This is a genomic window from Pseudomonas frederiksbergensis (assembly GCF_001952935.1).
In the GTDB taxonomy this organism is placed as follows: Bacteria; Pseudomonadota; Gammaproteobacteria; order Pseudomonadales; family Pseudomonadaceae; genus Aquipseudomonas; species Aquipseudomonas frederiksbergensis.
The window spans coordinates 5,635,099-5,660,079 of sequence record NZ_CP018319.1 but is presented as its reverse complement, the minus strand read 5'-3'; the positions used below and the strand labels follow the sequence as shown (position 1 = coordinate 5,660,079).

17 protein-coding genes are annotated in these 24,981 nt (G+C 59.3%); 15 read left to right on the top strand and 2 right to left on the bottom strand.

The window, feature by feature from the left end; all coding sequences use genetic code 11:
- Nucleotides 1–125 precede the first annotated feature (125 nt).
- Complete coding sequence (locus PFAS1_RS26495; RefSeq protein WP_076031157.1) at nucleotides 126–2,597, top strand: UvrD-helicase domain-containing protein; 2,472 nt, start codon at nucleotides 126–128, stop codon at nucleotides 2,595–2,597.
- A gap of 66 nt (nucleotides 2,598–2,663) precedes the next feature.
- Here the strand turns inward: PFAS1_RS26495 and PFAS1_RS26490 are convergent, their stop codons facing one another.
- Nucleotides 2,664–2,936: a DUF1652 domain-containing protein gene (locus PFAS1_RS26490; protein WP_008156356.1), complete on the bottom strand. Its 273-nt coding sequence runs from the start codon at nucleotides 2,934–2,936 to the stop codon at nucleotides 2,664–2,666.
- Nucleotides 2,937–3,198: 262 nt separating this feature from the next.
- On the opposite strand from PFAS1_RS26490, the gene PFAS1_RS26485 reads away from it, so the two are divergent.
- From PFAS1_RS26485 to PFAS1_RS26420, 14 genes are all read left to right on the top strand, one after another.
- Nucleotides 3,199–4,014 carry a helix-turn-helix transcriptional regulator gene (locus PFAS1_RS26485; RefSeq protein WP_076031156.1) on the top strand — a complete coding sequence of 272 codons (816 nt, stop codon included), beginning with the start codon at nucleotides 3,199–3,201 and terminating at the stop codon, nucleotides 4,012–4,014.
- Nucleotides 4,015–4,064: 50 nt separating this feature from the next.
- Nucleotides 4,065–5,468: an NAD(P)/FAD-dependent oxidoreductase gene (locus PFAS1_RS26480; RefSeq protein WP_076031155.1), complete on the top strand. Its 1,404-nt coding sequence runs from the start codon at nucleotides 4,065–4,067 to the stop codon at nucleotides 5,466–5,468.
- 43 nt (nucleotides 5,469–5,511) lie between these two features.
- Complete coding sequence (locus PFAS1_RS26475) at nucleotides 5,512–5,853, top strand: cupin domain-containing protein (RefSeq protein ID WP_076031154.1); 342 nt, start codon at nucleotides 5,512–5,514, stop codon at nucleotides 5,851–5,853.
- Nucleotides 5,854–5,913: 60 nt separating this feature from the next.
- Nucleotides 5,914–6,999 (top strand): polyamine ABC transporter substrate-binding protein, encoded by a 1,086-nt coding sequence (locus tag PFAS1_RS26470; RefSeq protein WP_076031153.1) that lies wholly within the window; start codon nucleotides 5,914–5,916, stop codon nucleotides 6,997–6,999.
- Nucleotides 7,000–7,179: 180 nt separating this feature from the next.
- The gene (locus tag PFAS1_RS26465; protein WP_156886760.1) at nucleotides 7,180–7,626 is read left to right on the top strand and encodes a hypothetical protein; all 447 of its coding nucleotides are present in this window, start codon (nucleotides 7,180–7,182) and stop codon (nucleotides 7,624–7,626) included.
- A gap of 425 nt (nucleotides 7,627–8,051) precedes the next feature.
- Nucleotides 8,052–9,509, top strand: coding sequence for a serralysin family metalloprotease (locus PFAS1_RS26460; RefSeq protein ID WP_076031151.1), 1,458 nt, complete (start codon nucleotides 8,052–8,054; stop codon nucleotides 9,507–9,509).
- A 67-nt stretch (nucleotides 9,510–9,576) separates the two neighbouring features.
- On the top strand, nucleotides 9,577–10,002 hold the full coding sequence (locus tag PFAS1_RS26455; protein WP_076031150.1) for an AprI/Inh family metalloprotease inhibitor: 426 nt from the start codon (nucleotides 9,577–9,579) through the stop codon (nucleotides 10,000–10,002).
- Nucleotides 10,003–10,190: 188 nt separating this feature from the next.
- On the top strand, nucleotides 10,191–11,966 hold the full coding sequence (locus tag PFAS1_RS26450; protein WP_076031149.1) for a type I secretion system permease/ATPase: 1,776 nt from the start codon (nucleotides 10,191–10,193) through the stop codon (nucleotides 11,964–11,966).
- Nucleotides 11,963–13,297: an HlyD family type I secretion periplasmic adaptor subunit gene (locus PFAS1_RS26445; protein ID WP_076031148.1), complete on the top strand. Its 1,335-nt coding sequence runs from the start codon at nucleotides 11,963–11,965 to the stop codon at nucleotides 13,295–13,297. Before PFAS1_RS26450 ends, PFAS1_RS26445 begins: the two co-directional genes overlap by 4 nt.
- Before the next feature lie 2 nt (nucleotides 13,298–13,299).
- Nucleotides 13,300–14,664, top strand: coding sequence for a TolC family outer membrane protein (locus tag PFAS1_RS26440; RefSeq protein ID WP_076031147.1), 1,365 nt, complete (start codon nucleotides 13,300–13,302; stop codon nucleotides 14,662–14,664).
- Between the two features lie 37 nt (nucleotides 14,665–14,701).
- Complete coding sequence (eprS, locus tag PFAS1_RS26435; protein ID WP_076031146.1) at nucleotides 14,702–17,659, top strand: autotransporter serine peptidase EprS; 2,958 nt, start codon at nucleotides 14,702–14,704, stop codon at nucleotides 17,657–17,659.
- Between the two features lie 180 nt (nucleotides 17,660–17,839).
- On the top strand, nucleotides 17,840–20,911 hold the full coding sequence (locus PFAS1_RS26430) for an autotransporter serine protease (RefSeq protein ID WP_076031145.1): 3,072 nt from the start codon (nucleotides 17,840–17,842) through the stop codon (nucleotides 20,909–20,911).
- A 23-nt stretch (nucleotides 20,912–20,934) separates the two neighbouring features.
- Entirely contained in the window at nucleotides 20,935–22,623 is a 1,689-nt protein-coding gene (locus tag PFAS1_RS26425) for a polyurethane esterase (protein WP_076031144.1), read from the top strand.
- 94 nt (nucleotides 22,624–22,717) lie between these two features.
- Nucleotides 22,718–24,571, top strand: coding sequence for a polyurethane esterase (locus tag PFAS1_RS26420; protein WP_076031143.1), 1,854 nt, complete (start codon nucleotides 22,718–22,720; stop codon nucleotides 24,569–24,571).
- A gap of 119 nt (nucleotides 24,572–24,690) precedes the next feature.
- On the opposite strand, the gene PFAS1_RS26415 is transcribed toward PFAS1_RS26420, so the two are convergent.
- Complete coding sequence (locus tag PFAS1_RS26415) at nucleotides 24,691–24,915, bottom strand: YgdI/YgdR family lipoprotein (RefSeq protein ID WP_046055248.1); 225 nt, start codon at nucleotides 24,913–24,915, stop codon at nucleotides 24,691–24,693.
- Nucleotides 24,916–24,981: the final 66 nt, after the last annotated feature.

The following is a 24,981-nucleotide window of genomic DNA, read 5'->3' as shown; positions in this document are numbered from 1 at the left end:
GAAAGATTCTCACCCAACCTTCACTTCATCGCATAAGCCAATGAGCTGTAAGCATTTCACTAGAACTGAATGGCAAATGCAGACACCATAGCCCGCAACAGCCTCACACCCTGGAGTCAGCCCGCGTGCCGCAACACACCCCCGATCTTCCTCCTGAGCTTCGTCCCCTGGCCGAGATGCCGCTGCTCAAGCGTCTGGCCGCCCGGTTCTTTGGTCACGGACTCACGCGTCTGCGCGCACAACACCGGGCATCCTGGCTGCACGGCCAGGCCGACGGCTTTCGCAGCGGGCACAGCGCCGGGGTGGATTACGGCTATAAGGAAGGCAAACTTGACGGGCTGGAGGAAGGCCGGCAGGTATTGTTGATCCGCGACTCGCGCTCGACCGAACACCGTCCGCCCAATGTTGACGAGAATCTGTTCGACGATTGGCGTCTGCCGTTAAGCGCTGAGTTGAAGAAGCGCATGAAGACGGATGTCGCTCGACTGTTGCCAGCGCACGCCCAGCCCAGCACCGCGCAATGGAAAATGATCTTCAGCGACACGCCCTCGACCTCGGTGATTGCCGGTGCCGGTGCGGGCAAGTCGACCACGTTGGTGTTGCGTATTTTGCTGCTCACCCATTATCTGGGGTTCGAGCTGAGTTCGATGACGGTGGTGACCTTTACCCGTGAATCGCGCAAAGACTTCATCAACAAACTGATCGAGCTGTTTGCGCTCTGGGGCCGGTCGCTCAGCCTCAAGGCGGCGCGCGATCTGGTGCGCACTTTCCATTCGCGAATCCTGCCGATGGTTCGCAGCCTGCCCGGTTTCGAGCGGCTGCAAGCCTTCGAAAACCTCAGTCACCGTGCGCAAAGTGGCGATGAAGAGGTCGACAGCAACCCTTTCGACCTGCGCATCAACGACGCCCAGCGCCAGCAACTCAACGCCTGCTATCACCGCCTGCACACGCGCGATGAGCGCTTTCGCGAACTGATCAAGCCGTTGTCTCGTCATGCACTGCAACTCAAGGAGCTGGAGCGCGATCACCCAGACGTGCAGAAACGCATGGCCGTGACCGAACTGGCCGCCAAGCGTGATGAAGAGCTCTGCGACGCAATCGAAGATTTGTGGTTTCGCGCGGGTGCCTGGCCCATCAAAGGCATCGAGCCGAAGCGCCAGACATTCGATATCAACGGCTCGACATTTCATTGTCATGGCTATATTCCGAGCCTGGACGCTTGGGTGGTGCTGGGATTCGATCCGCGGGAAAACCCGCAGGTCAGCCGCCCCAATGCCAAATTGAGCGTGCGTGCGGAATGGGCGGTCAAGCGCACCCTGTTTCAAGCTTTCTGTCGTAAGCCATTGATTTGGATTGATAGTTACGAATCGTCAAAACGTGTATTGGCGTCCCTTGGAGATGCCAGTGCCGGGCCGGGCTTCGATTACAAGGTCAAGGGCGAGCTCAGCTCTGCGCCGTTACTGGACTGTTTTGTCGCTGCCGCCGGATTTATCGAGAATCTTGGCCTGGATGTTCCCAATGCCGTGGGCCAGATGAGTTTTGCCAAGGACGACCCCGACCGGTTTTTCTTCGAGGCCTTGAGCCTGTACTGGCGAGCGCTGGAAGATCATCTGCTTGATCAGAAACCACCGGTGATGACCTACAACCGGATGTTTGCCTTGTTCAGCGAACACTCACCGGAAAATCTGAAGCTGCTGAGCGATGAGCTGCTCAGGCCGATGTCGCACCTGATGATCGACGAATTTCAGGACGTATCGCCGCAGATCGTTTCCTGGATTCGCGCGAGCCTCACGGAAATCCGCAGTCGCGGCCCGGCCATGCACGTGGGGCGCGGCGCACAACGTTCGTCGTTGCTGTGTGTCGGCGATGACTGGCAGTCCATCTACGGCTGGCGGGGCAGTTCGCCGACTTACTTTATGGAATTCAACAAGGAATTCCCTTCACCTGGCACGACCAAAGTCATGCTGAGCGACAACTACCGCAGTCACCAGCACATCATCGATGCCGCCGAACACATCGTTCGTGCGGCGCCGGCGATCGCAGGCAAGAAGGCCAAGGCCAGTGGCGAGCCGAAGGCATTGCTGCCGGTTAACGTTCTCGATCGTGACGATCAAGGCATGGCCAAACGCCTGATGGAGCACTACCAAAAGGGCGATTCAATCTTGATGCTTTATCGAAAAAGCAGCGATAAGTCATTGATAGAAGAACATATTCAGTCTGTAGTTAATGTGGATTCTAGCTTGCCGTACGAAGCGCGGAGGCTCAAGCAGCTGACTTATCACAGCGCCAAGGGACTTCAGGCTGACGCCGTGTTCCTGCTGGGTGACTGCCAACACCTCACCAGTTCGCCGTACAAGAATCAGGTCTACCGCATGGCGGGTCTCGGCAAACCAGGCGACAGCGAAGCGTATGACAGCGCACAGAAAGACGAGATCCTGCGACTGGCTTACGTCGGCATCACTCGGGCGGTGAGTCATTGCTATTGGTATGTCGATGGGCAAGACACCCAGGCGGCCAACGTGCCTAAAGCTTCCGACAGGATCGGCAAGGGCAAGGCGTTCTTTGCCGATCACCGACAGGGCAAGACATCGGCGTAAACCGTAAAAAATCGTCGCGCACAAAAAAGCCCACTAAACGTGGGCTTGTTGTTTGAAGTTCAGCCTTCAGGCATAGCTCCTGAGGGCGGCTGGCGGAATGAAGGCCTCAAGCTCGTCTTCCACCGCTTCGATTATTCGTTCTACATCCGCGGCATTCATTACCGTCGCGCAAGGAATGCCGGCGATGGCGATCATGGTCTCGCCACTGGCACGGTCAAAAAGACGGGCAATCATGCTGCCCGGCGCATCCATGCTCGCCTCGAAACCCATGGGATGAAAATGCCAGCGCATCAGCTGGCAGGCATTGGGAAAGGTGACTTTACTGAAGCCTTTATTCATATGTAGCCCGCCTTATTCATCGAGCGCTTCCTTTAGCTCATGTTAGGAGGGAAGAGCCTTCAATGGCTCAACCGGTGACTGCCTTTAAAAGTAGCATCCGAATGTGAAAAGAATGTGGATTTTTCAGGCCGTTTAGCGATTGGTTCAGTTTTTTTGATGCAGGTCATAGAAATAGCCCGGGTCCGGCAATGGGCCATCACGGTTGGTCATTGAAGCCGAGACGGAATTTCGGCAAGCTCGGTTTTTTTTCGCCGAGTCCTCTATGCACGCCGATGATGATGGTCCGCTGCAAGCCCAGGCCACGGGCGACACGGTGATGCGCTATCACTTGCGTTGGAAACACCGGGATCTGGACGGGGTGATGGCGCTCTATCATCCGGAGATTCAGTACAGCGATTTCTTCCAGAACCGTGTGATGGGGCTGTCCGAGTTACATGAATACGTGCGCAGTAGCATGCCCCGCGATGCCGATGAAGCCCTGGAGCACTCGGACCGTATTCGTCTGGACGGCAACACGGCGTTCATTCAGTACCGTATTACCCTGCGCGGTGGTGGAGGCCTGGTGTCGTTCCGGGCCAGCGAGGCGATTACCGTCCGTGACGGACTGATCTGGCGGGTCAACGAATATGCCTCGCTGGTGCATGAACAGCCCGTCAGCAAGGCCACCAGCAGCCAACGTCCGGCGGTCAGTCGACTCGGGCTGTCTGCACGCCAGCTGAGTTTCATGGCTGAAGACTTGCAGCAGTATTTTCAGCGCCAGCAACCTTATCTCGATCCCGAACTCGACCTGCAACGGGTGGCGAAGGAGTGCGGGTACAGCCGCAATCAAATTTCCTACTTGCTGAATCAGGTGCTTGGCCAGAGCTTCTACCGATACGTCAACCAGGCGCGCCTGCAGCATTTGCTCGCCGCACTGGATAACGCCACGCCACCACTGCGTATTGACGAACTGGCGTTTGCCGCCGGGTTCAATTCGCTGTCGGCGTTTTACAGTTGCTTCCGCCAGCACACCGGCCAGTCGCCCAAGGCCTACGTCAAACAAATTTCTTTGCGTGCACGCGCGCAAGACAGCCTCTGAGTCCACGCACTAGGATCGACGCCATCGAAGTTTGAGTGGCGGAGTCTTGCATGTCGGCGTGGCGCACTATCAGTTTGTGGATGGATCAACTCGACGAGCCATTATTGGCGCGTGCAGCGCTGGATCAGGATCTGGACGTTGACGTCGCCATCATTGGCGCGGGGTACACCGGCCTCTGGACCGCGTACTACCTCAAACGCCAGGCGCCCAATCTCAACATTGCGATTGTTGAGGCGCAAACCGCCGGTTTTGGTGCCTCGGGGCGTAACGGCGGCTGGCTGATGGGCAATGTGCTGGGCGAAGACCGCTTGCTCGCCGACTTGCCGTCCGAACAACGTCGGGCTTCTTTCGATTTGCTGCACGGCATTCCGGATGAAGTCGGGGTTGTCCTCGAACGTGAAGGCATCGACTGCGATTACCGCAAAGGCGGGGCGCTGTATTGCGCTGCCCGCTACCCGGAACAGGAAGCCAGCCTTCGACGCTATCTCGACACGCTCTACAGCCAGGGGTTGACCGAAAGCGATTACCGCTGGCTCAGCCCCGAGCAGTTGGCGCAACAGATCAGAGTCGCCAAACCTTATGGCGGTATCTATGCACCGCACGTCGCGACCATTCACCCGGCAAAGTTGGTGCGAGGCCTGGCCCGGACGGTGGAGAAAATGGGCGTCAGAATTTACGAAAACAGCCCGGTCACCCAATGGCAGTCGGGGGGGCTGCGCACGGCGAAAGCCTCGGTTCGCAGCCGCTGGATCGTGCCGGCGGTCGAAGGTTACTCGGTCACCTTGCCACCGTTGGGGCGTTATCAGTTGCCGGTGCAAAGCTTGATAGTGGCCACCGAGCCGTTATCCGCCGCCACGTGGGATGAAATCGGCCTGAGTCGCGGCCAAGCTTTCAGCGAAAGCAGTCGCCAGGTCACTTACGGTCAGCGCACGGCTGACAACCGGTTAGTGTTCGGCGCGCGGGGCGGTTATCAGTTCGCTGCCAGGTTACGCCACAATTTCGACTTGACCACCAGCGAAGTGGAGCTGCGGCGTTATCTGTTTGGCGAACTTTTCCCGCAGCTCAAGAACGTGCGGATTACCCATGCCTGGGGCGGCAATCTGGGGATGTCCCGGCGTTTCAAGCCGCACATGTTGTGCGATCCCGCCAGCGGCATCGCTTTGTCGGGTGGCTATGGCGGGGAGGGCGTCGGTGCCAGCAACCTGGGCGGCCGGACGCTGGCCGACCTGATTCTGCAGCGCGACACCGAACTGGTTCGCCAGCCGTGGGTCATCCACGGCGGACTCGACACGCTCCGGGCCTGGGAACCGGAGCCCTGCCGCTGGCTTGGCTACAACGCGATCATCCGCAGCTTTGTCCACGAAGACCAGACCCTGGCCAACCCGACCACCGCACCCTGGCGCCGAAAACTGGCCAGCGGTATTGCCGGCTTCATGGAAGGTTTCATGCGGTAAACGGCGCGTTATTCATCTATCGGCTCAATCGACAGGTACTCCCATGAGCATCACCCAATTCAAGAACACCGCAACCCTGAAGCTGGAACAGTCGAATCCGGTCGCCGTACCGCTGGGCTCGCCCGTGGCAGTGGCCTCGACCACCAGCGTTGAACGCGACGACGGCGTCGAAACCGGCGTCTGGGAATGCACGCCCGGTCGCTGGCGGCGGCAGATCGTCGCCCAGGAATTCTGTCATTTCGTCCAAGGGCGCTGCACGTTTACCCCGGATGACGGTGAAACCCTGCACATAGAAGCCGGCGATGCACTGATGTTGCCAGCCAACAGCCTCGGTATCTGGGATATCCAGGAAACCGTGCGCAAGACCTACGTTTTGATTTTTTGATCCACTGATTGCCTGCCAGCTCCCCAATAAAAACAAGACAAACCAAACAGGAATCGACTCATGATCCGAAAGACACTGACTCTGGCTCCCCTTGCGCTCTTCGCGACCCTCGGCCACGCGGCCGAGATCGTCAAGATTTACAACTGGTCGGAGTACATCGCCCCGGACACCACGAAAAACTTCCAGAAAGAAACCGGCATCGCATTCAGCTACGACGTCTTCGACAGCAATGAAACCCTCGACGGCAAATTGATGACCGGCAAATCCGGCTACGATGTGGTCTTCCCGTCCAACCACTTCATGGCGCGGCAGATTCAAGGCGTGGCGCTGAAGAAACTCGACAAGAGCCAACTGCCGAACTGGAAAAACCTCAACCCGACGCTGCTCAAGGCCCTGCAAACCAACGATCCGGGCAACGAACACGGCTTCCCGTATCTCTGGGGCAGCACCGGCATCGGCTACAACATCGCCAAGGTCAAGGCCGTGTTGGGTGATAACGCACCAGTGGATTCGTGGGACCTGATTTTCAAACCCGAAAACATGCAAAAGCTGCAAAAGTGCGGCGTGGCCATCCTCGACAACGGCCCCGAGCTGTTGCCGGCGGCCCTGAACTACCTGGGCCTGCCGCATCACAGCAAGAACCCGGAAGACTACAAAAAGGCTGAAGCGCTGCTGATGAAAGTCCGTCCGTATGTCAGCTATTTCCACTCGTCCAAGTACACCAGCGACCTGGCCAACGGCGACATCTGCGTGGCCGTCGGCTTCTCCGGTGACATTCTGCAAGCCGAAAACCGTGCGAAAGAAGCGAAGAATGGCATCGACATCGGCTACGAGATTCCCAAGGAAGGCGCCGCCATCTGGTTCGATATGGTCGCCATGCCGGTGGACGCCCCGGACGAAAAGGCCGGCTACGCCTTCATGAACTACCTGCTGCGCCCGGACGTCATGGCCAGCATCAGCAACTACGTGCACTACGCCAACGGTAATGAGCAAGCCGACAGCCTGATCGACCCGGCGATCAAGAACGACACCAAGGTCTATCCGAGCCCGGACATGATGGGGAAATTGTTTGCGCTGGAGGCGATGCCGCTGAACATCGACCGGGTGCGGACACGGGTGTGGAACAAGATTCGAACGGGGAGCTGAAGCATTAGAAATATTCAACGGAAGCGTTAGCTTCCGTTCATGGAAGCCGAGCTGCCTGATATTGCGAAAAAGTATAACTAACTGTCATTTATGACAGTCGCAAAGCTCTCGTGCGATTGGTTCAATGCTTTGACGGCTGATGGCCGTCAGGGAGGACTGATTTTTAATCGGGGGTTTGTTATGTCTACGCAAACGGGCGTCATGAAGGGGACGGTCACCGAAGTAGGTGCCGAAGAGATCAATTATCTGGCTGCGCATGTGGGTAGGGATGAATCGCAAGGCCGATTCAATGTTTGGGGGTTGATGCCTGACCAGGAGCAAGGAGAGGTGCCGGGGGCCGGCAAATCAATTAGTTTTAGTATTGATAACAACGATTTACCAAGCGGCAGATATGATGTGAGCAGTCATGAGGTAAGCGCCTACTACACCATTCAACCTTTTGGTCCTGTTTTTCATGCAGAGGAGGGGTACGTCACGATTCAGAGGCACCCTGGCGAACCTCTTCGCATTAACGGGCTCATGGACTTCCGCGCGAGAGCCAAGAACGGCAGGCATGTTGATGTCAGGGTTGTGTATGAGATAGAAGGCATCCATGTGCCGCCTGGACGCAAAAAGCTTCAGGATTGACTTATCAGTGGAGAGCGGCGGGATTTATCTGGTCGGTAATTCCTTCCGCGACCTTGTTGCACGCGGTACTCACCAAACGTTTAATTGATTGATTGATGGCAATGCACTGGCACTTATATTAGTAAGTTCAGCAAAGTGAGACCCCGTCGACAAAAAGCAACTTACCTCTATTTAATAATTAAATAACAAATCGTCAGACGATTTGCGCAAGCCGCCATCTAACCAACAATATTTCGACAGCGCAGGCATTGTTTCCGGGTACTTGCAGGAACAACTCAATTTGACGTCAAAAAAAATGTAGACGTTTGATTTCGAATTGTGTCAGTTTTCTTTCGCCTTCATTGGGCGAGTGATAGGACGATCTCGCCAGAGATTGTCGCTGTCTGACAAAAAACTGTTCCATAGCTAAACAAGGAAGTGTGTTTATGTCGAAAGTAAAAGACAACGCTATTGATACCGCCGAACAGGCATTCCAGCCACTGCAAGCATTGGCTGCATCCAGTTCTGCGTTCAACCAGATCAATAGCTTCAGCCATCAGTATGATCGGGGCGGCAACCTCATGGTCAATGGCAAACCCTCCTTTTCCGTCGACCAGGCAGCGACCCAGTTGCTGCGCGATGGTGCTGCCTACCAGGACAAGGACGGCAGCGGCAAGATTGAACTCACCTACACGTTCCTGACCTCGGCGTCGTCGAGCACCATGAACAAACACGGGATTACCGGGTTCAGCCAGTTCAGCGCTCAGCAGAAAGGCCAGGCCGTGCTAGCCATGCAATCCTGGGCCGATGTGGCCAATGTCACGTTCACCGACAAAGCCACGGGCGGCGACGCTCATATGACCTTCGGCAACTACAGCGGTGGCCAGGATGGCGCAGCGGCATTCGCTTATCTGCCGGGCACCGGTGCTGGTTATGACGGTACTTCGTGGTATCTGACGGGCAGTGGCTATAACGTCAACAAGACGCCGGACCTGAACAACTACGGGCGTCAGACCCTGACCCACGAAATCGGTCATTCCCTGGGCCTGGCCCACCCTGGCGACTACAACGCCGGCGAAGGTGCTCCGACCTACAACGACGCTTCCTACGGGCAAGACACCCGCGGTTACAGCGTCATGAGCTACTGGAGTGAAAGCAATACCAGCCAGAACTTCAGCAAGGGCGGCGTCGAAGCCTATTCGTCCGGCCCGCTGATGGACGATATCGCCGCCATCCAGAAGCTCTACGGCGCCAACACCACCACCCGTACCGGTGACACCACTTACGGCTTCAACTCCAACGCCGGACGGGACTTCCTGAGCGCGGCTTCGTCGTCGGACAAGGTTGTGTTTTCGGTATGGGATGCGGGCGGCAAGGACACCCTGGACTTCTCCGGTTTTACCCAAAACCAGAAGATCAACCTGAATGAGGCCTCGTTCTCCGACGTTGGCGGCATGGTGGGTAACGTGTCCATCGCCAAGGGCGTCACCGTCGAAAACGCTATCGGCGGTTCGGGCAGCGACCTGCTGATCGGCAACAGCGTGTCCAACGAACTGAAGGGCGGTGCCGGCAACGACATTCTCTTCGGCGCGGGCGGCGCGGACAAACTGTGGGGTGGCGCCGGTTCGGACACCTTTGTGTTCGCCGCCAGCAGCGATTCCAAACCCGGTGCTATCGACCAGATCCTCGATTTTGTCAGCGGCCTGGACAAGATTGACCTGACCGGCATCACCAACGGCGCGGGCCTGCATTTCGTGAACTCGTTCACCGGTGCGGCAGGCGATGCAGTGTTGACCTCTTCGGGCGGCAACAGCCTGTTGTCGGTGGACTTCTCCGGGCACGGCGTGGCTGATTTCATGGTCAGCACCGTGGGCCAGGCGGCTTACTCCGACATCGCTGCGTAATGTGAGGTGAAAAGGAGGGCGGCGCAGACGCGCTGCTCTCTGCCCCTTGAAATGAGTAAAGCGCCTTATGATCCACAACGGCTTCACTTACAGAACAACCGCGTGGCTATTGGCGACGTTCATGATGATTTTTGGAGATGTAGCCATGGCGAGCAGCCTGAAATTAGCAGACCCCTCGGAACTGGCCGGTAAATGGCAGGCGACCCTGATGGCCAAAGATGACTCGTCAGAGTCCCAGGCGTTGCAGGACAAACCGTCCAATGTCTGCGTCATCGACTTTCAACCGCAACAGTCGCTGGGTGCGGGCGCCGATTGTCTCAGCGCCTGGCTGGACGGCGAATCTGCGATTGGCTGGTTCCCTGAGCCGGATGGCCTGGCAATCACTGGCAAAGAAGGTTCGAAGGTTCTATTTCTCAGCCGCCAACGTGATGGATCGTATAAAGCCACATTGAAATCCGATCTGGTCATAACACTTGTGCGTCAGGTGCAATAACACGATTCAAACATAACGCTTGTCATGGTTGGCATAAGCACCACCCAACTAGTGGCAGCGTTCTGTCGCCCACGGAAAGTTGTTATTAGTTTGTAAGCGCTACCGCAAGGCCTATATCCGCCCCAGTGCGGACAGTTAATGGAAACTTCGCCAGAAGAAGGCGAGGAAGAACACCTCAGGAATAACCCATGAAGATGGCAAAGAGTCCGGCCAGCGCTCCCTTGTTCAAAGCATTGGGCGACTACAAGAGCATCCTGATCAGCGTCGGTTGTTTTACCGCGTTAATAAACGTGCTGATGCTGGTTCCGTCGATTTACATGCTGCAGGTCTACGACCGCGTGCTGTCTTCGCAAAATGAAACCACCCTGGCGATGTTGTCGTTAATGGTGGTCGGGTTCTTTGCCTTCATCGGTCTGCTTGAGATCGTGCGCAGCTTCATCGTTATCCGCATCGGCAGCCAACTGGAGCGCCGCTTCAATCTGCGGGTTTACCAGGCCGCCTTCGAGCGCAACCTGTTTCGGGGCGAGGGCAACGCCGGGCAAGCGTTGGGGGACCTGACGCAAATTCGCCAATTCGTCACCGGTCCCGCGCTGTTTGCCTTCTTCGATGCGCCGTGGTTTCCGGTTTATCTGTTTGTGATCTACCTGTTCAATGTCTGGCTCGGCGTGTTTGCGACGGTGGGCACGGTGCTGTTGATCGGCCTGGCTTGCCTCAACGAGACAATGACCAAAAAGCCCTTGGGCGACGCCGCCGGTTTTTCCCAGAAGTCCAGCCAACTGGCCACCAGCCACCTGCACAACGCCGAAACCATTCAGGCCATGGGTATGCTCGGGGCGTTGCGTACACGTTGGTTCCAGGTCCACTCACGTTTCCTCGGCTTGCAGAACCAGGCCAGCGACACTGGTGCCGTCATCAGCTCCCTGAGCAAAACCTTGCGCCTGTGCCTGCAATCGTTGGTGCTGGGCCTTGGCGCCTTGCTGGTGATCAAGGGCGATATGACTGCCGGGATGATGATCGCCGGTTCCATTCTGATGGGCCGTGTCCTGAGCCCCATCGATCAGTTGATCGCCGTGTGGAAACAGTGGAGCGGCGCCAAGCTCGCTTACCGTCGTCTTGATTCATTGCTGCAAGCCTTTCCACCGAGTGACGAAGCCATGGCGCTGCCCGCGCCGAAAGGCCAGATCGCGTTTGAACAGGTCAGCGCCGCGCCGCCGGGGCAACGGGCCGCCACGTTGCATTTGGTCAATTTCAGCCTCGGTGCCGGGGAAGTGCTCGGCGTGCTCGGCGCCTCCGGTTCCGGGAAATCGACATTGGCCCGGGTACTCGTCGGCGTCTGGCCGACGCTGGGTGGCACGGTGCGGCTCGACGGCGCGGACATTCATCGCTGGAACCGCGACGATCTTGGCCCCTACATCGGTTATCTGCCGCAAGACATCGAGCTGTTCAGCGGCAGCATCGCCGAAAACATCGCCCGCTTCAGCGAGACACAGCCGAAAAAAGTCGTTGAAGCCGCGCAGCAGGCCGGCGTTCACGAACTGATTCTGCGCATGCCGCAAGGCTATGACACCGTGCTCGGCGAGGACGGCAGCGGCTTGTCCGGGGGACAGAAGCAGCGCGTGGCCCTTGCGCGTGCGTTGTATGGCAACCCGCGCCTTGTGGTGCTGGATGAACCCAATTCCAACCTCGACACCGTGGGCGAAGCCGCATTGGCCAGTGCCATTGCGCAAATGAAAGCCCAAGGCACCAGTGTGATTCTGGTCACCCATCGCTCCTCGGCACTGGCCCAGGCCGACAAGCTGCTGGTGCTCAACGAAGGACGCCTGCAAGCCTTCGGTGCAAGCCAGGACGTGCTCAAGGCTCTCGCCGCCAATCAGGAGCAGCCGCGGGAGAAAACCGCGCCAGCACCGGGCGGGCTCAGCATGAGCCGGCAGTATCAGCCCTCGACAAGGAATTCGGGCGTATGAGCAACATCAGCGAAGCCACCATGGAACATGACTACATCGCCGAACGCCCTGAGCGCGACGCGCGTTTCTTTGTCCGCATGGGCTGGATTCTGGCGATCGTCGGCGCCGGCAGTTTCTTCACCTGGGCCAGTCTCGCGCCGCTTGACCAAGGCATTCCCGTGCAAGGCACGGTCGTGGTGTCGGGCAAGCGCAAAGCCGTGCAATCGATGAGCAGTGGCGTGGTCAGCCAGATTCTGGTGCGCGAGGGTCAAGTGGTGAAGCAGGGCCAGCCATTGTTCCAGCTCGACCAGACCCAAGTCGCCGCGGACGTGCAATCGCTGCAAGCGCAATACCGCATGGCCTGGGCCAGTCTGGCGCGGTGGCAGAGTGAACGGGACAACCTCAAACAAGTGAGTTTCCCCGCTGAACTAAGCAACAACCCCGACCCGCGCCTGGCCTTGGTGCTGGAAGGTCAACGGCAGTTGTTCAGCAGCCGCCGTGAAGCGTTTTCCCGCGAGCAGGCTGCCTTGCGCGCCAGCATCGAAGGCGCCAGCGCGCAACTGGCCGGCATGCGCCGCGCCCGCATGGACCTGACGGCCCAGGCCAGCTCTCTGCAACAACAGCTGAGCAATCTTCAGCCCCTGGCGGACAACGGCTACATCCCGCGCAATCGGTTGATGGAGTACCAGCGTCAGCTGTCACAGGTTCAGCAACAATTGGCGGAAAACAGCGGCGACAGCGGCCGTGTGGAGCAGGGCATCCTCGAATCGCGGCTGAAACTGCAACAGCACATCGAGGAATACCAGAAAGAAGTCCGCACCCAACTGGCCGATGCGCAATTGAAAAGCGTGACGCTGGAAGAGCAACTGACCTCCGCCGGGTTCGATCTGCAACACAGCGAGATCATCGCCACCGCCGATGGCATTGCAGTCAACCTCGGGGTTCACACCGTGGGCGCGGTGGTGCGTCAGGGCGATACCCTGCTGGAGATCGTGCCGCAGGGGACGAGCCTGGAGGTGGAAGGGCACCTGCCGGTCAACCTGGTCGACAAGGTCGGCACGCACTTGCCGGTGGACATCTTGTTCACCGCGTTCAACCAGAGCCGCACGCCGCGGGTGCCCGGCGAGGTCAGCCTGATCTCCGCCGACCAGATGATCGACGAGAAAACCGGTGCGCCGTATTACGTACTGCGCAGCAGCGTCAGCGATCAGGCCATGGAAAAACTCAACGGCCTGGTGATCAAGCCTGGCATGCCGGCGGAAATGTTCGTGCGCACCGGTGAGCGTTCACTCCTCAACTATTTGTTCAAACCGCTGCTCGACCGGGCAGGTTCCGCGTTGACTGAGGAATAAGGATGTTCCGCTGTATGAATAAGCTTTCCATGCTCGCAGCGACCCTGGCGTTGCTGACCTGCAACAGTGTGTTGGCGATGGGACCGTTCGACATTTACGAACAAGCATTGCGCAATGATCCGGTGTTTCTCGGCGCCATCAAGGAACGCGATGCCGGTCTTGAAAACCGCGCCATTGGCCGCGCCGGGCTGTTGCCCAGGATCGGTTACAACTACAACAAGGGGCGCAACTCCTCCAAGGCCACCGCCCTCAATGAGCGCGGGCAGAACCGCACCGATGACCGCAACTACAGCAGTTACGGCTCGACCCTGACCCTGCAACAACCGCTGCTCGACTACGAGGCTTACGCCTCGTACCGCAAAGGCGTGGCGCAATCGCTGTTTGCCGACGAAGCCTTTCGCGGCAAGAGTCAGGAATTGCTGGTTCGGGTGCTGGAGAGTTACACCCAGGCGCTGTTCGCTCAGGATCAGATCGACATCGCGCAGGCCAAGAAAAAGGCTTTCGAGCAACAGTTCCAGCAGAACGAACACATGTTCCGTCAGGGCGAGGGCACGCGTACCGACATCCTTGAGGCCGAGTCGCGCTATGAACTGGCCACGGCCGAGGAAATAGAAGCCCGTGATGAGCAGGACGCGTCGTTACGAGAGCTGGGCGCGCTGATTGGCGTGCCGGCGATCAACATCGGGGACTTAGCGCCGCTGGATCAGAGTTTCCAGACGTTCACCCTGCAGCCGGCCAATTACGACACCTGGCACGAGATGGCCGTGGCCAACAACCCGAACCTGGCTTCGCAGCGCCATGCCGTGGAAGTCGCGCGTTATGAAGTCGAACGCAACCGCGCCGGGCACCTGCCAAAAGTCAGCGCCTACGCCTCGGTACGCCAGAACGAGTCGGAAAGCGGCAACACCTACAACCAGCGTTACGACACCAACACCATCGGGATTGAAGTCAACGTGCCGCTGTACGCCGGTGGCGGGGTATCCGCATCGACTCGCCAGGCCAGCCGCACCATGGAGCAGGCCGAGTACGAACTGGACGGCAAGACCCGGGAAACGTTGATTGAACTGCGTCGCCAGTTCAGCGCCTGCCTGTCGGGCGTGAACAAGTTGCGGGCTTATCAGAAAGCCCTGAAGTCCGCCGAAGCGCTGGTGATTTCGACCAGGCAAAGCATTTTGGGCGGCGAGCGCGTCAACCTCGATGCATTAAATGCAGAACAACAACTATTTACCACCCGCCGCGATCTGGCACAGGCACGCTACGACTACTTGATGGCCTGGACCAAGTTGCATTACTACGCCGGGACGTTGAACGAGCAGGATTTGGCCAGGGTTGACGAGGCGTTCGGCCAAGGCCCAAGAACGCAATAAATGCCCCCCAAAAAAACAAAAAAAGCGAGAAGTGAACATGGATGTACAGATCAAGCCGATGTCGGTCGGCACGCTATTACTCCTGGTGTCGGCAATGCCCGTCTCGGTGCAAGCCGCTTATCTGGAAACCGGCACGCCTGGCGATGCCGCCAGTTGGCGCTCGGCGGAGTTCCAGCGCGACTGGGGACTCGCCCGCATGCAAGCCGATCAAGCCTATGCCGCCGGCATCACCGGTAAAGGCGTGAAAATCGGCGAGCTCGATTCTGGCTTCGATGCAGCCCATCCCGAATTCGCCACCGACCGTTACCACGGGGTGACAGCCAGCGGCAGTTACGTTGATGGCTCCCCGTTCAATGTCGTCGGCACACTCAACGCCAACAACGACTCCCATGGCACACATGTCGCCGGCACTATCGGTGCCTCGCGCGACGGCACCGGCATGCACGGCGTGGCCTACAACGCGCAGGTTTACGTCGGCAACACCAACAAGAACGACAGCTTCCTGTTCGGCCCCAACCCTGATCCACGCTACTTCAAAGCGGTCTATAACGCGTTGGCGGATGCCGGTGTGCGAGCGATCAACAACAGCTGGGGCAGCCAACCCCCGGATGTCAGCTATCGGACCCTCGCCGATCTGCAGGCGGCCTACGCCCAGCACTGGAACAAAGGCACCTGGCTCGATGAAGCCGCAGACGTTTCCCGGCGCGGCGTGATCAACGTGTTCAGCGCCGGTAATAGCGGTTACCCCAACGCCAGCGTGCGTTCGGCCTTGCCGTATTTCGAGCCGGACCTGGAAGGCCACTGGCTGGCCGTGTCGGGGCTGGATCAAGGCAACCAACAGAAATACAACCAGTGTGGGATCGCCAAGTATTGGTGCATCACCACCCCCGGCGCGAAGATCGACAGCACCATTCCCGGCGCAGGCTATGCGATCAAGTCCGGCACTTCCATGTCCGCGCCGCATGCCACCGGTGCCCTGGCGCTGGTGATGGAACGCTATCCGTACATGAACAACCAGCAGGCGCTGGAAACGCTGCTGACCACCGCCACCCAACTCGACGGCTCGATCACCGAGGCGCCGAGTACCCGCATCGGCTGGGGCGTCGCCAACCTCGAACTGGCGATGCACGGGCCGGGCCAATTGCTCGGACGTTTCGACGCCAATCTGGGGGCAGGGCAGAGCGATGTCTGGAGCAACGACATCACCGACAAGGCGCTGATTCAGCGTCAAAGCGAAGACGCAGCGGAGCACAGTGCCTGGCAACAGACACTGAAGACCAAAGGTTGGGAGAACGGTGTACCGCTCGGTGCCAGCCAGCAGGATCAGACCGACTATGCGGTGGGCACGGCCCGTGATCTCGCCGCCGCCACTCGGGTCTACGAAGGCAGCCTGATCAAGTCTGGTGTCGGGCGCCTGATGCTCACCGGCAACAGCACTTATCGCGGGCCGACCACGGTGAATGGCGGCCTGCTGTCGGTTAACGGTTCGCTGGCATCGCCAGTGACCGTCAATGACAGCGGCACGTTGGGCGGATCGGGGCGCGTTGGCGCACTGACGGCCAACCGCGGCGCTACGGTTGCGCCGGGCAATTCCATTGGCACCTTGCAGGTCAGCGGTGCCGTCACGTTTGCGCCGGGTTCGACCTACGCGGTGGAGCTATCGCCGACCGATAGCGACCGGATCGTCGCGGGCGGCACGGCCACGGTCAGCGGCGCGACCGTCAGCCTGTCACTGGAAAACAGCCCGGACTTGCTCAGCACTCAACAAGTGCAAAGCCTGCTCGGTCATCAGTACAACATCCTGCAAGCGGCCGGTGGCATTCAAGGTCAGTTCGGCGCGGTGCTGCCCAACTACCTGTTCATCGGTGGCAGCCTCGATTACGCCGCCACCGGCATTCAATTGAGTGTCGAGCGCAACGACACGACCTTCGCCAGCGTCGGCCAAACGCCCAACCAGCGCGCCGTAGCTTCTGCCGTCGAAGGGCTGGGGGCGGGCAATCCGGTTTACGAAAGCCTGCTGCTGTCGCCCACCGCGACGTCCGCCCAACAGGCGTTTCAGCAGTTGTCGGGGGAAATCTATCCGGCACTGGGTTCGGTACTGATCAACGACAGCCGCTACCTGCGCGATGCTGTCGGTGAGCGGTTGATTGACGCCCAAGGCACTCAAAGCAATGGCTGGATCAAGGCGCTGGGCGCCTGGGGCAAAACCGATGAGCGCCATGACACCGCCGGTTACACCACTTCGATTGGCGGCTTGCTGGCCGGTGTCGACGGGGCGCTCGATGAGCAAACCCGGATCGGCCTGGTCACCGGTTACAGCGACAGCTCGGTGAGCATGGGCTCCGGCACTCATTCATCGGCCAAAGTCGATAGCTATCACCTGGGTGCTTATGCCGGCCGCGAGCTGGGTGCCTGGCGCCTGAGTGCCGGCGGCGCCTACAGCTGGCATCGGGCCGACGTCAAACGTGACCTGCAATACGGCGACGTCAGCGCCAAACAGAAAGCCAAGGTCAATGCCGGAACCACCCAAGTGTTTGGTGAAGCGGCATATCGCCTGAACCTGCAACCGCTGGCGCTCGAACCCTTCGCGAACCTGGCCTACGTGCACCTCGACACCGAAGGTTTCACCGAGAAAGGTGACGCTGCGGCACTGAAAAGCAGTGGCGACACGCGTGACGCGGTGCTCAGCACGTTGGGCGTGCGTGCATTGAAAACCGTGAATTTGTCCGGCCAGCAGAAGTTGGACCTGAGCGGCAGTCTCGGCTGGCAGCACAACCTGAGCCCTACTGATTCTGAAGAACACCTGGCATTTGCCGGCGGCAGCACAGCGTTTTCCGTGGAGAGTTCGCCGATGATGCGTGATGCGGCGCTGGTGGGTGCCCATGCCAGCCTGGCCTTGAGCCGGGACATTCGCTTGAACCTCGATTACACCGGCCAACTGGCCAGTCGCGAGAAAAGCCATGGCGTAGGCCTGAGCCTCAATTGGCAGTTTTAAAACCACAATCAACAAATGTGGCAAACATTAAATGTGGCGAGGGAGCTTGCTCCCGCTGGGTGGCGAAGCCGCCCCAAAACAGGCAGCGGTGATTTTAGGGTTTACGACTGCTGCGCAGCCGAACGGGAGCAAGCTCCCTCGCCACAGGGATTTGGCAAGACAACTAAGGATGGTCGCTGGATGAAAGTTAAAAACAACAATCTATTCGCCTTGAAAACCCTCAACCGGGCTTTGCTCTGCGCATTGGCCACCCTCGGTACCGCGCAAGCGGCGCCTTACGTGGAAAACGGTCGAGCAGGCGATCCTAACAGCTGGCGCAGCACTGAATTCAACGCCGATTGGGGCTTGGGAGCGGTCAACGCACAAGAAGCCTATGCCGCCGGTTACACCGGCAAAGGCGTGAAGCTGGGGATCTTCGACCAACCGGTCTACGCCGCGCATCCGGAATTCTCCGGCCCAAACAAAGTGATCAACCTGGTCACCAGCGGTATCCGCGAATACACCGACCCGTACATCCCGGTCAAAGCCGGCGATGCGTTTCGTTATGACGGTTCGCCCACGATCGATTCCGACGGCGAGTATGGTGCCCACGGCACCCACGTTGCCGGTATCGCTGCGGGCAGTCGCGATGACGGCCCGATGCATGGCGTGGCGTTTGGCGCGCAGATCATCAGTGCGGACAACGGCGATCCGGGCCCGGAGGACGGCATCATTCGCGGCAACGACGGCGCGGTCTACAAAGCCGGTTGGGATGCCTTGATCGCCAGCGGCGCGCGGATCATCAATAACAGTTGGGGCATCGGCATCACCGATCGCTTCGACCTCGGCGGACGCAACCCCGCCTACCCGCATTTCACCGTGCAAGATGCGCAATTGCAGTTCAACGAGATCAGTCCGTTACTCGGGACCAAACCGGGCGGAGCCTACGACGGCGCCATCGCGGCGGCCCGCAGCGGTATCGTGACGATCTTCGCCGCCGGCAACGATTACAACCTCAACAACCCGGACGCCATTGCAGGCCTGGGCTACTTCGTGCCGGACATCGCGCCGAACTGGGTGACCGTGGCGGCGTTGCAGAAAAACCCGGACCTCAACAGCCCGAACCCCTACAACATCAGCACCTTCTCATCGCGTTGCGGCTACACCGCCAGCTTTTGCGTGTCCGCACCGGGCAGCAAGATCTACAGCTCGATCATCAGCGGTACCAACGCCGACAACCTGACCACCGGCTACACCAACTACAACGGCACCTCGATGGCGGCGCCGCACGTTGCCGGTTCCATGGCCGTGCTGATGGAACGCTTCCCGTACATGACCGGCGCCCAGGTCGCCAGCGTGTTGCGCACCACGGCCACCGACCTCGGTGCGCCAGGTGTCGATTCGCTGTACGGCTGGGGCATGATCAACCTGCGCAAAGGCATTGATGGCCCGGCGATGTTTGTCACCGAGCAGGACATTCCCGAGGAGTTCCGCATCCAGGGTGCCTACGGTTCGAGCCAGTTTGTCGCGGACTTGCCGGGGATCGGCGCGATTATCGACAAGGGCAAACCGACCGAGCGCGTGTGCAATGACGTGCATTGCGGCCTCGACACGTGGCGCAACGACATTTCCGGCCATGGTGGCCTGACCAAACAGGGCATCGGCACGTTGGTGCTGACCGGCGCCAACACCTACGCCGGCCCGACGCTGGTCAATCAGGGCCGCTTGGCCATCAACGGCTCGCTGCTCTCGGCGGTCACCGTCAACGACAGCGGGATCCTCGGCGGTAACGGTCGCATCGGCGCATTAACCGCGAAAAGCGGTGGCACCGTAGCGCCAGGCAATTCCATCGGCACCTTGCAGGTGGCGGGTGACGTGACCTTCGAACCTGGCTCGACCTACGCCGTGGAGTTATCGCCGACCAGCAGCGATCAGATCGTGGCGGGCGGTAAAGCCGTGATCGACGGCGCGACCGTCAGCCTGTCCCTGGAAAACAGTCCGACCTTGCTGACCACTAGCGAAGTGAAATCATTGCTCGGCAACCAATACAACATTCTGCAAGCGGCCGGCGGGATCGAAGGGCGTTTCGGTGCCGTGCTCCCGGATTATCTGTTCATCGGAGGCACACTCGACTACTCGGGTAATGGCATCCAACTGGCGGTAGAGCGCAACGCAGCGTCCTTCGCCAGCGTCGGCCAAACCCCGAATCAACGCGCCGTTGCCGCGGCCGCCGAGCAACTGGGCGCAGGTAATTCGCTCTATGAAACCTTGCTGCTTTCGCCGACCGCCGCCGTTGCGCAACAAGCCTTCCAGCAACTGTCGGGTGAGATTCACCCGGCGGTCGGCACGCTACTGATCAACGACAGCCGTTACCTGCGCGATGCCGTCGGCGAACGCCTGCGCGAGCGTGATCTGTTCAACGCGGCGGCACCCACCGATGACCGCAGCAACGCCTGGGTCAAAGTGCTTGGCGCCTGGGGCAAGAGCGATGGCGGGCATGACAACGCCAGTTCCAACAGCTCCATTGGCGGCTTGCTGGCCGGTGTCGACGGGCTGATCACTGAAGATACGCGCCTGGGTTTCGTCACCGGTTACAGCGACAGTTCGTTGAGCATGGGCGATGGCACGCATTCGTCAGCCTCCGTCGACAGCTACCACTTGGGCGCCTATCTGGGCCATGAAATCGATGCGCTTCGTCTGAGCGTCGGCGGCGCTTACAGCTGGCATCGCATTGACGTGAAGCGTGACCTGCAATTGGGCGACGTCAGCGGCAAACAGAAATCCAAACGCGATGCGACCACCGCCCAACTGTTTACCGAAGCGGCGTATCGCCTGGACCTGCAACCGCTGGCACTGGAGCCGTTCGCCAACCTGGCTTACGTGCACCTCAACAGCGACAGCTTCACCGAGAAAGGTGATGCCGCGGCGCTCAAGGGTGGCGAAGACAACCGCGACGCCGTGCTCTCAACCCTCGGTGTGCGGGCAAGCAAAGCGATTGCCCTGTCGGACCAACAGCAACTGGAACTGTCCGCCACGCTGGGCTGGCAGCACAACCTGAGCAACACCCGTTCCGAAAGTCATCTGGCCTTCGCCAACGGCAACACCGGGTTCAGCGTGCAGAGCGTTTCCCTGGATCGTAACGCCGCCGTTGTGGGTGCGCGGGCCGGCCTGGCGGTGGCGCAGGACGTTCGTTTGAGCCTGGATTACAACGGACTGCTTGGTTCCAGCGAGAAAGACCACGGTGTGGGTCTGACGCTCGACTGGCAGTTCTGATTTGACGCAAAGGAAGCAAACCTATGGGACTGTTTGATTACAAAAAAGCGGATGGCAAGGCGGTGTACTCCGACGCCATCGCGCTGACGCTGTATGCGTACACGCCAACCGGTCAGCCGCTGCCGGCGACCGGTTGGGCGCCGATTGGCGCCACGCAGCTGGGTTATCAAGGCAAGGTCGGCGCTCAAGGCACGTTCTATGGCGAGAAGGACGGCTTCACCAGCGCCGAAGCCGAAGTGCTCGGCAAGTACGACGGGGCGGGCAAGCTGATCGGTCTTGGCATTGCCTTTCGTGGCACCGGCGGCCTGGGTTACAGCGACACATTCGGCGACATGAAAAACAACCTGTTGGCCGCCGTCGGCCCGGTGGATTACGCGACGAACTACGCGAAGAATGCCTTCGACAACTTGCTCAAGAACGTTGCCGAGTTTGCGATTGCCCATGGTCTGAACGCCAGGGACGTCCTGGTCAGCGGCCATAGCCTGGGCGGGCTGGGCGTCAACAGCCTCGCCGAACTGAGTGGCAACAACTGGGGCGGTTTCTTCAAGGAGGCCAACTACGTTGCCTTCGCCTCGCCGACCCAGAGCGCTACCGGCAACAACGTGCTGAACATCGGTTACGAGAACGATCCGGTGTTTCGGGTACTCGACGGCACCACGTTCAGCAGCGGCTCCCTGGGCAAGCACGACGGACATCAGGGCTCGGCGACCAACAACATCGTCAACTTCAATGACCAGTACGCGTCCACTGCGCAGAACCTGGTGCCGTTCAGCATCCTGAATCCGCTGAACTGGTCGGCTCACGGTTCGCTGGGTTATGCCGACGGGTTGAACCGGGTGATCGACTCGCGTTTCTACGACCTCACCGACAAGGACTCGACGCTGATCGTGTCCAACCTGACGCAAGAATCCCGGGGCAAGACCTGGGTCGAGGACCTCGGTCGCAGCGGCGAACCTCACGTTGGCAGCACCTTCATCATCGGCACCGACAGCAACGACCTGCTCAAGGGCGGTGCCGGCAATGACTTCATCGAAGGCCGTGACGGTGATGACCGGTTCCGCGATGACGGTGGCTACAACCTCCTGCTGGGCGGCAAGGGCAACAACACCTTCGAATTGCAGAAGCCGTTGCAGAATTTCAGCTTTGCCAATGACGGCGACGGCACGTTGTACGTGCGTGATGCCTATGGCGGCCTGAACATGACCCGTGACATTGGCGCGTTGGTCAGTAAAGAGCCGGGCTCATGGTGGGGGAGCAAGGAGGTGAGTTACAGCGTTACCGCCAACGGTTTGCTCAACGGCAGCGAGCTTACCCAGTACAACCACTCGCTGAACGGTGATGCCTACGGCAACACACTGGCAGCCAGCGTCGACGGCGACTGGCTGTTCGGCAATGCGGGCGACGATCTGCTGCGCAGCGACAAAAGCCAGGTGACCTTCGTCGGTGGCGCGGGCAATGACGTGATGCAAGCCTCGGGTGGCAACAACACGTTCCTGTTCAGCGGCGCCTTCGGTTTCGACGCGATCAATGGCTACCAGGGCAGCGACAAACTGCTGTTCATGGGCGTTCAGGGCGCGGGGCAGGGTTATGACTACAAACAACACGCTTCGCAGTCGGGCCAGGACACGGTGCTGAAAATTGGCGACTTTGCCGTGACCTTGGTGGGGGTGGGACTGGATAACCTGTCGGCTTCAGGCATTACGTTTGCCTGAGGCTGCATGCACTAAATGCTCCGGGGCGCCTCGTGATCGGGCGTCCTGGTTGTGAGCTATCTCTAACAATTCCAACAAAAGAGAGGCAATACCAATGGGTGTGTACGACTACAAAAACTTCGGTACAGCCGATTCCAAAGCGTTATTTACTGACGCGATGGCGATCACGCTGTATTCCTACCACAACCTCGATAACGGCTTCGCCACCGGCTATCAGCACAACGGCTTCGGCTTTGGCTTGCCGGCGACATTGGTCAGCGCATTGATCGGTGGGACCGACTCCCAGGGCGTCATTCCCGGAATCCCCTGGAACCCCGATTCGGAAAAAGCCGCACTGGACGCGGTGCAGAAAGCCGGCTGGACGCCGATCACCGCCGCGCAACTGGGCTATGACGGCAAGGTTGATGCACGCGGAACGTTCTTCGGTGAAAAGGCCGGGTACACCAGCGCTCAGGTGGAAATCCTCGGCAAGTACGACGCGCAGGGTCATCTCAGCGAAATCGGTATCGCCTTTCGCGGCACCAGCGGCCCACGAGAAAGCCAGATCAGTGACTCCATCGGCGATGTGATCAATGATCTGCTGGCGGCGTTGGGGCCAAAGGATTATGCGAAAAACTACGTCGGCGAAGCCTTCGGTAATCTGCTCAGCGACGTGGCGGCGTTTGCCCGGGCCAATGGTCTGTCGGGCAAGGACGTGCTGGTCAGCGGTCACAGCCTCGGTGGGCTGGCGGTCAACAGCCTGGCGGATTTGAGCAACGACAAGTGGGCCGGGTTCTACCAGGATTCCAACTACATCGCCTACGCCTCGCCGACCCAAAGCAGCACCGATAAAGTGCTGAACGTCGGTTATGAGAACGACCCGGTGTACCGCGCCCTCGACGGTTCATCGTTCAACCTGTCATCGGTGGGCGTGCACGATGCCGCCAAGGCCTCGGCGACCGATAACATCGTCAGCTTCAACGACCACTACGCTTCGACAGCGTGGAATGTGTTGCCGTTTTCCATCCTCAACATCCCGACCTGGATCTCGCACTTGCCCACCGCCTATGGCGACGGCATGAACCGGGTGATCGAGTCGAAGTTCTACGACCTCACCAGCAAAGACTCGACGATCATCGTTGCCAATCTATCGGACCCGGCGCGTGCCAACACCTGGGTTCAGGACCTCAATCGCAACGCTGAAACCCACAAGGGCAGCACTTTCATCATCGGCAGTGACGGCAACGATCTGATCCAGGGTGGCCGAGGCAACGACTATCTGGAAGGCCACGATGGAAACGACACCTTCCGCGACGGTGGTGGCTACAACATCCTGTTGGGGGGCAAGGGCAACAACGTGCTGGACATGCAGCAGTCGGTGAACAACTTCGACTTCGCCAATGACGGCGCCGGCAACCTGTACATCCGCGACGCCAATGGCGGCATCAGCATCACCCGCGACATCGGCAGCATTGTGAGCAAGGAGCCGGGTTTTCTGTGGGGGCTGTTCAAGGATGACGTGATCCACAGCGTCACTGCCGAAGGCCTTAAGGCGGACAACAACCTGACGCAGTACGCGTCAACAGTGAAGGGCGGCGCCGGGACCGATACGCTTACGGCTCACGCTGGTGGCGATTGGTTGTTTGGACTGGACGGCAACGATCATTTGCTCGGCAGCAACGGTAACGACGTGTTTGTCGGCGGGGCGGGCAATGATGTGTTGGAGTCGGGGGGCGGGGTCGATACGTTTCTGTTTAGCGGCGCGTTCGGTCAGGACCGGGTGGTTGGCTACCAGGCCAGCGACAAACTGGTGTTTCTCGGGGTTCAGGGGGTGACGCCGGATAACGATTATCGGTCCCATGCCACGGCGGTGGGGCATGACACGGTGCTGACGTTTGGGGGGGATTCGGTGACGTTGGTCGGGGTTGGGCTGGATAGCTTGTCCAGTGGAGGGATTGTTATCGCCTGAGGGTGATGCGCCGTTTCTGAGGGACTCTTCGCGAGCAAGCCCGCTCCCACATTGGATCTGTGGTGTTCACAAATCCCCTGTGGGAGCGGGCTTGCTCGCGAAGAACGATAACGCGGTATTTAGTCTTCCTGCCGAATCGTGGTCACTTCATCGGCCTTGACCTTCACTTTCGCCCCGGAAATATCTTCGAACTCGAAGAAGCCGTCCTTGGTCTTGGTTTTCGGCATGTCCTTGGTCAAATACTGGGTGCCGTTCTGCAACGTCACAACCGTTGGCGTCGAGCAACCGGCCAGGGCCAGAAAGGCCGCTACCGCCAAGGGCAAACCCAGAGTCTTGATATTCATAACCACCTCTCATCCTTTAAAAAAAACAGCGCGACTGCCGCGAACGAAATCAACCGTCACTGTACC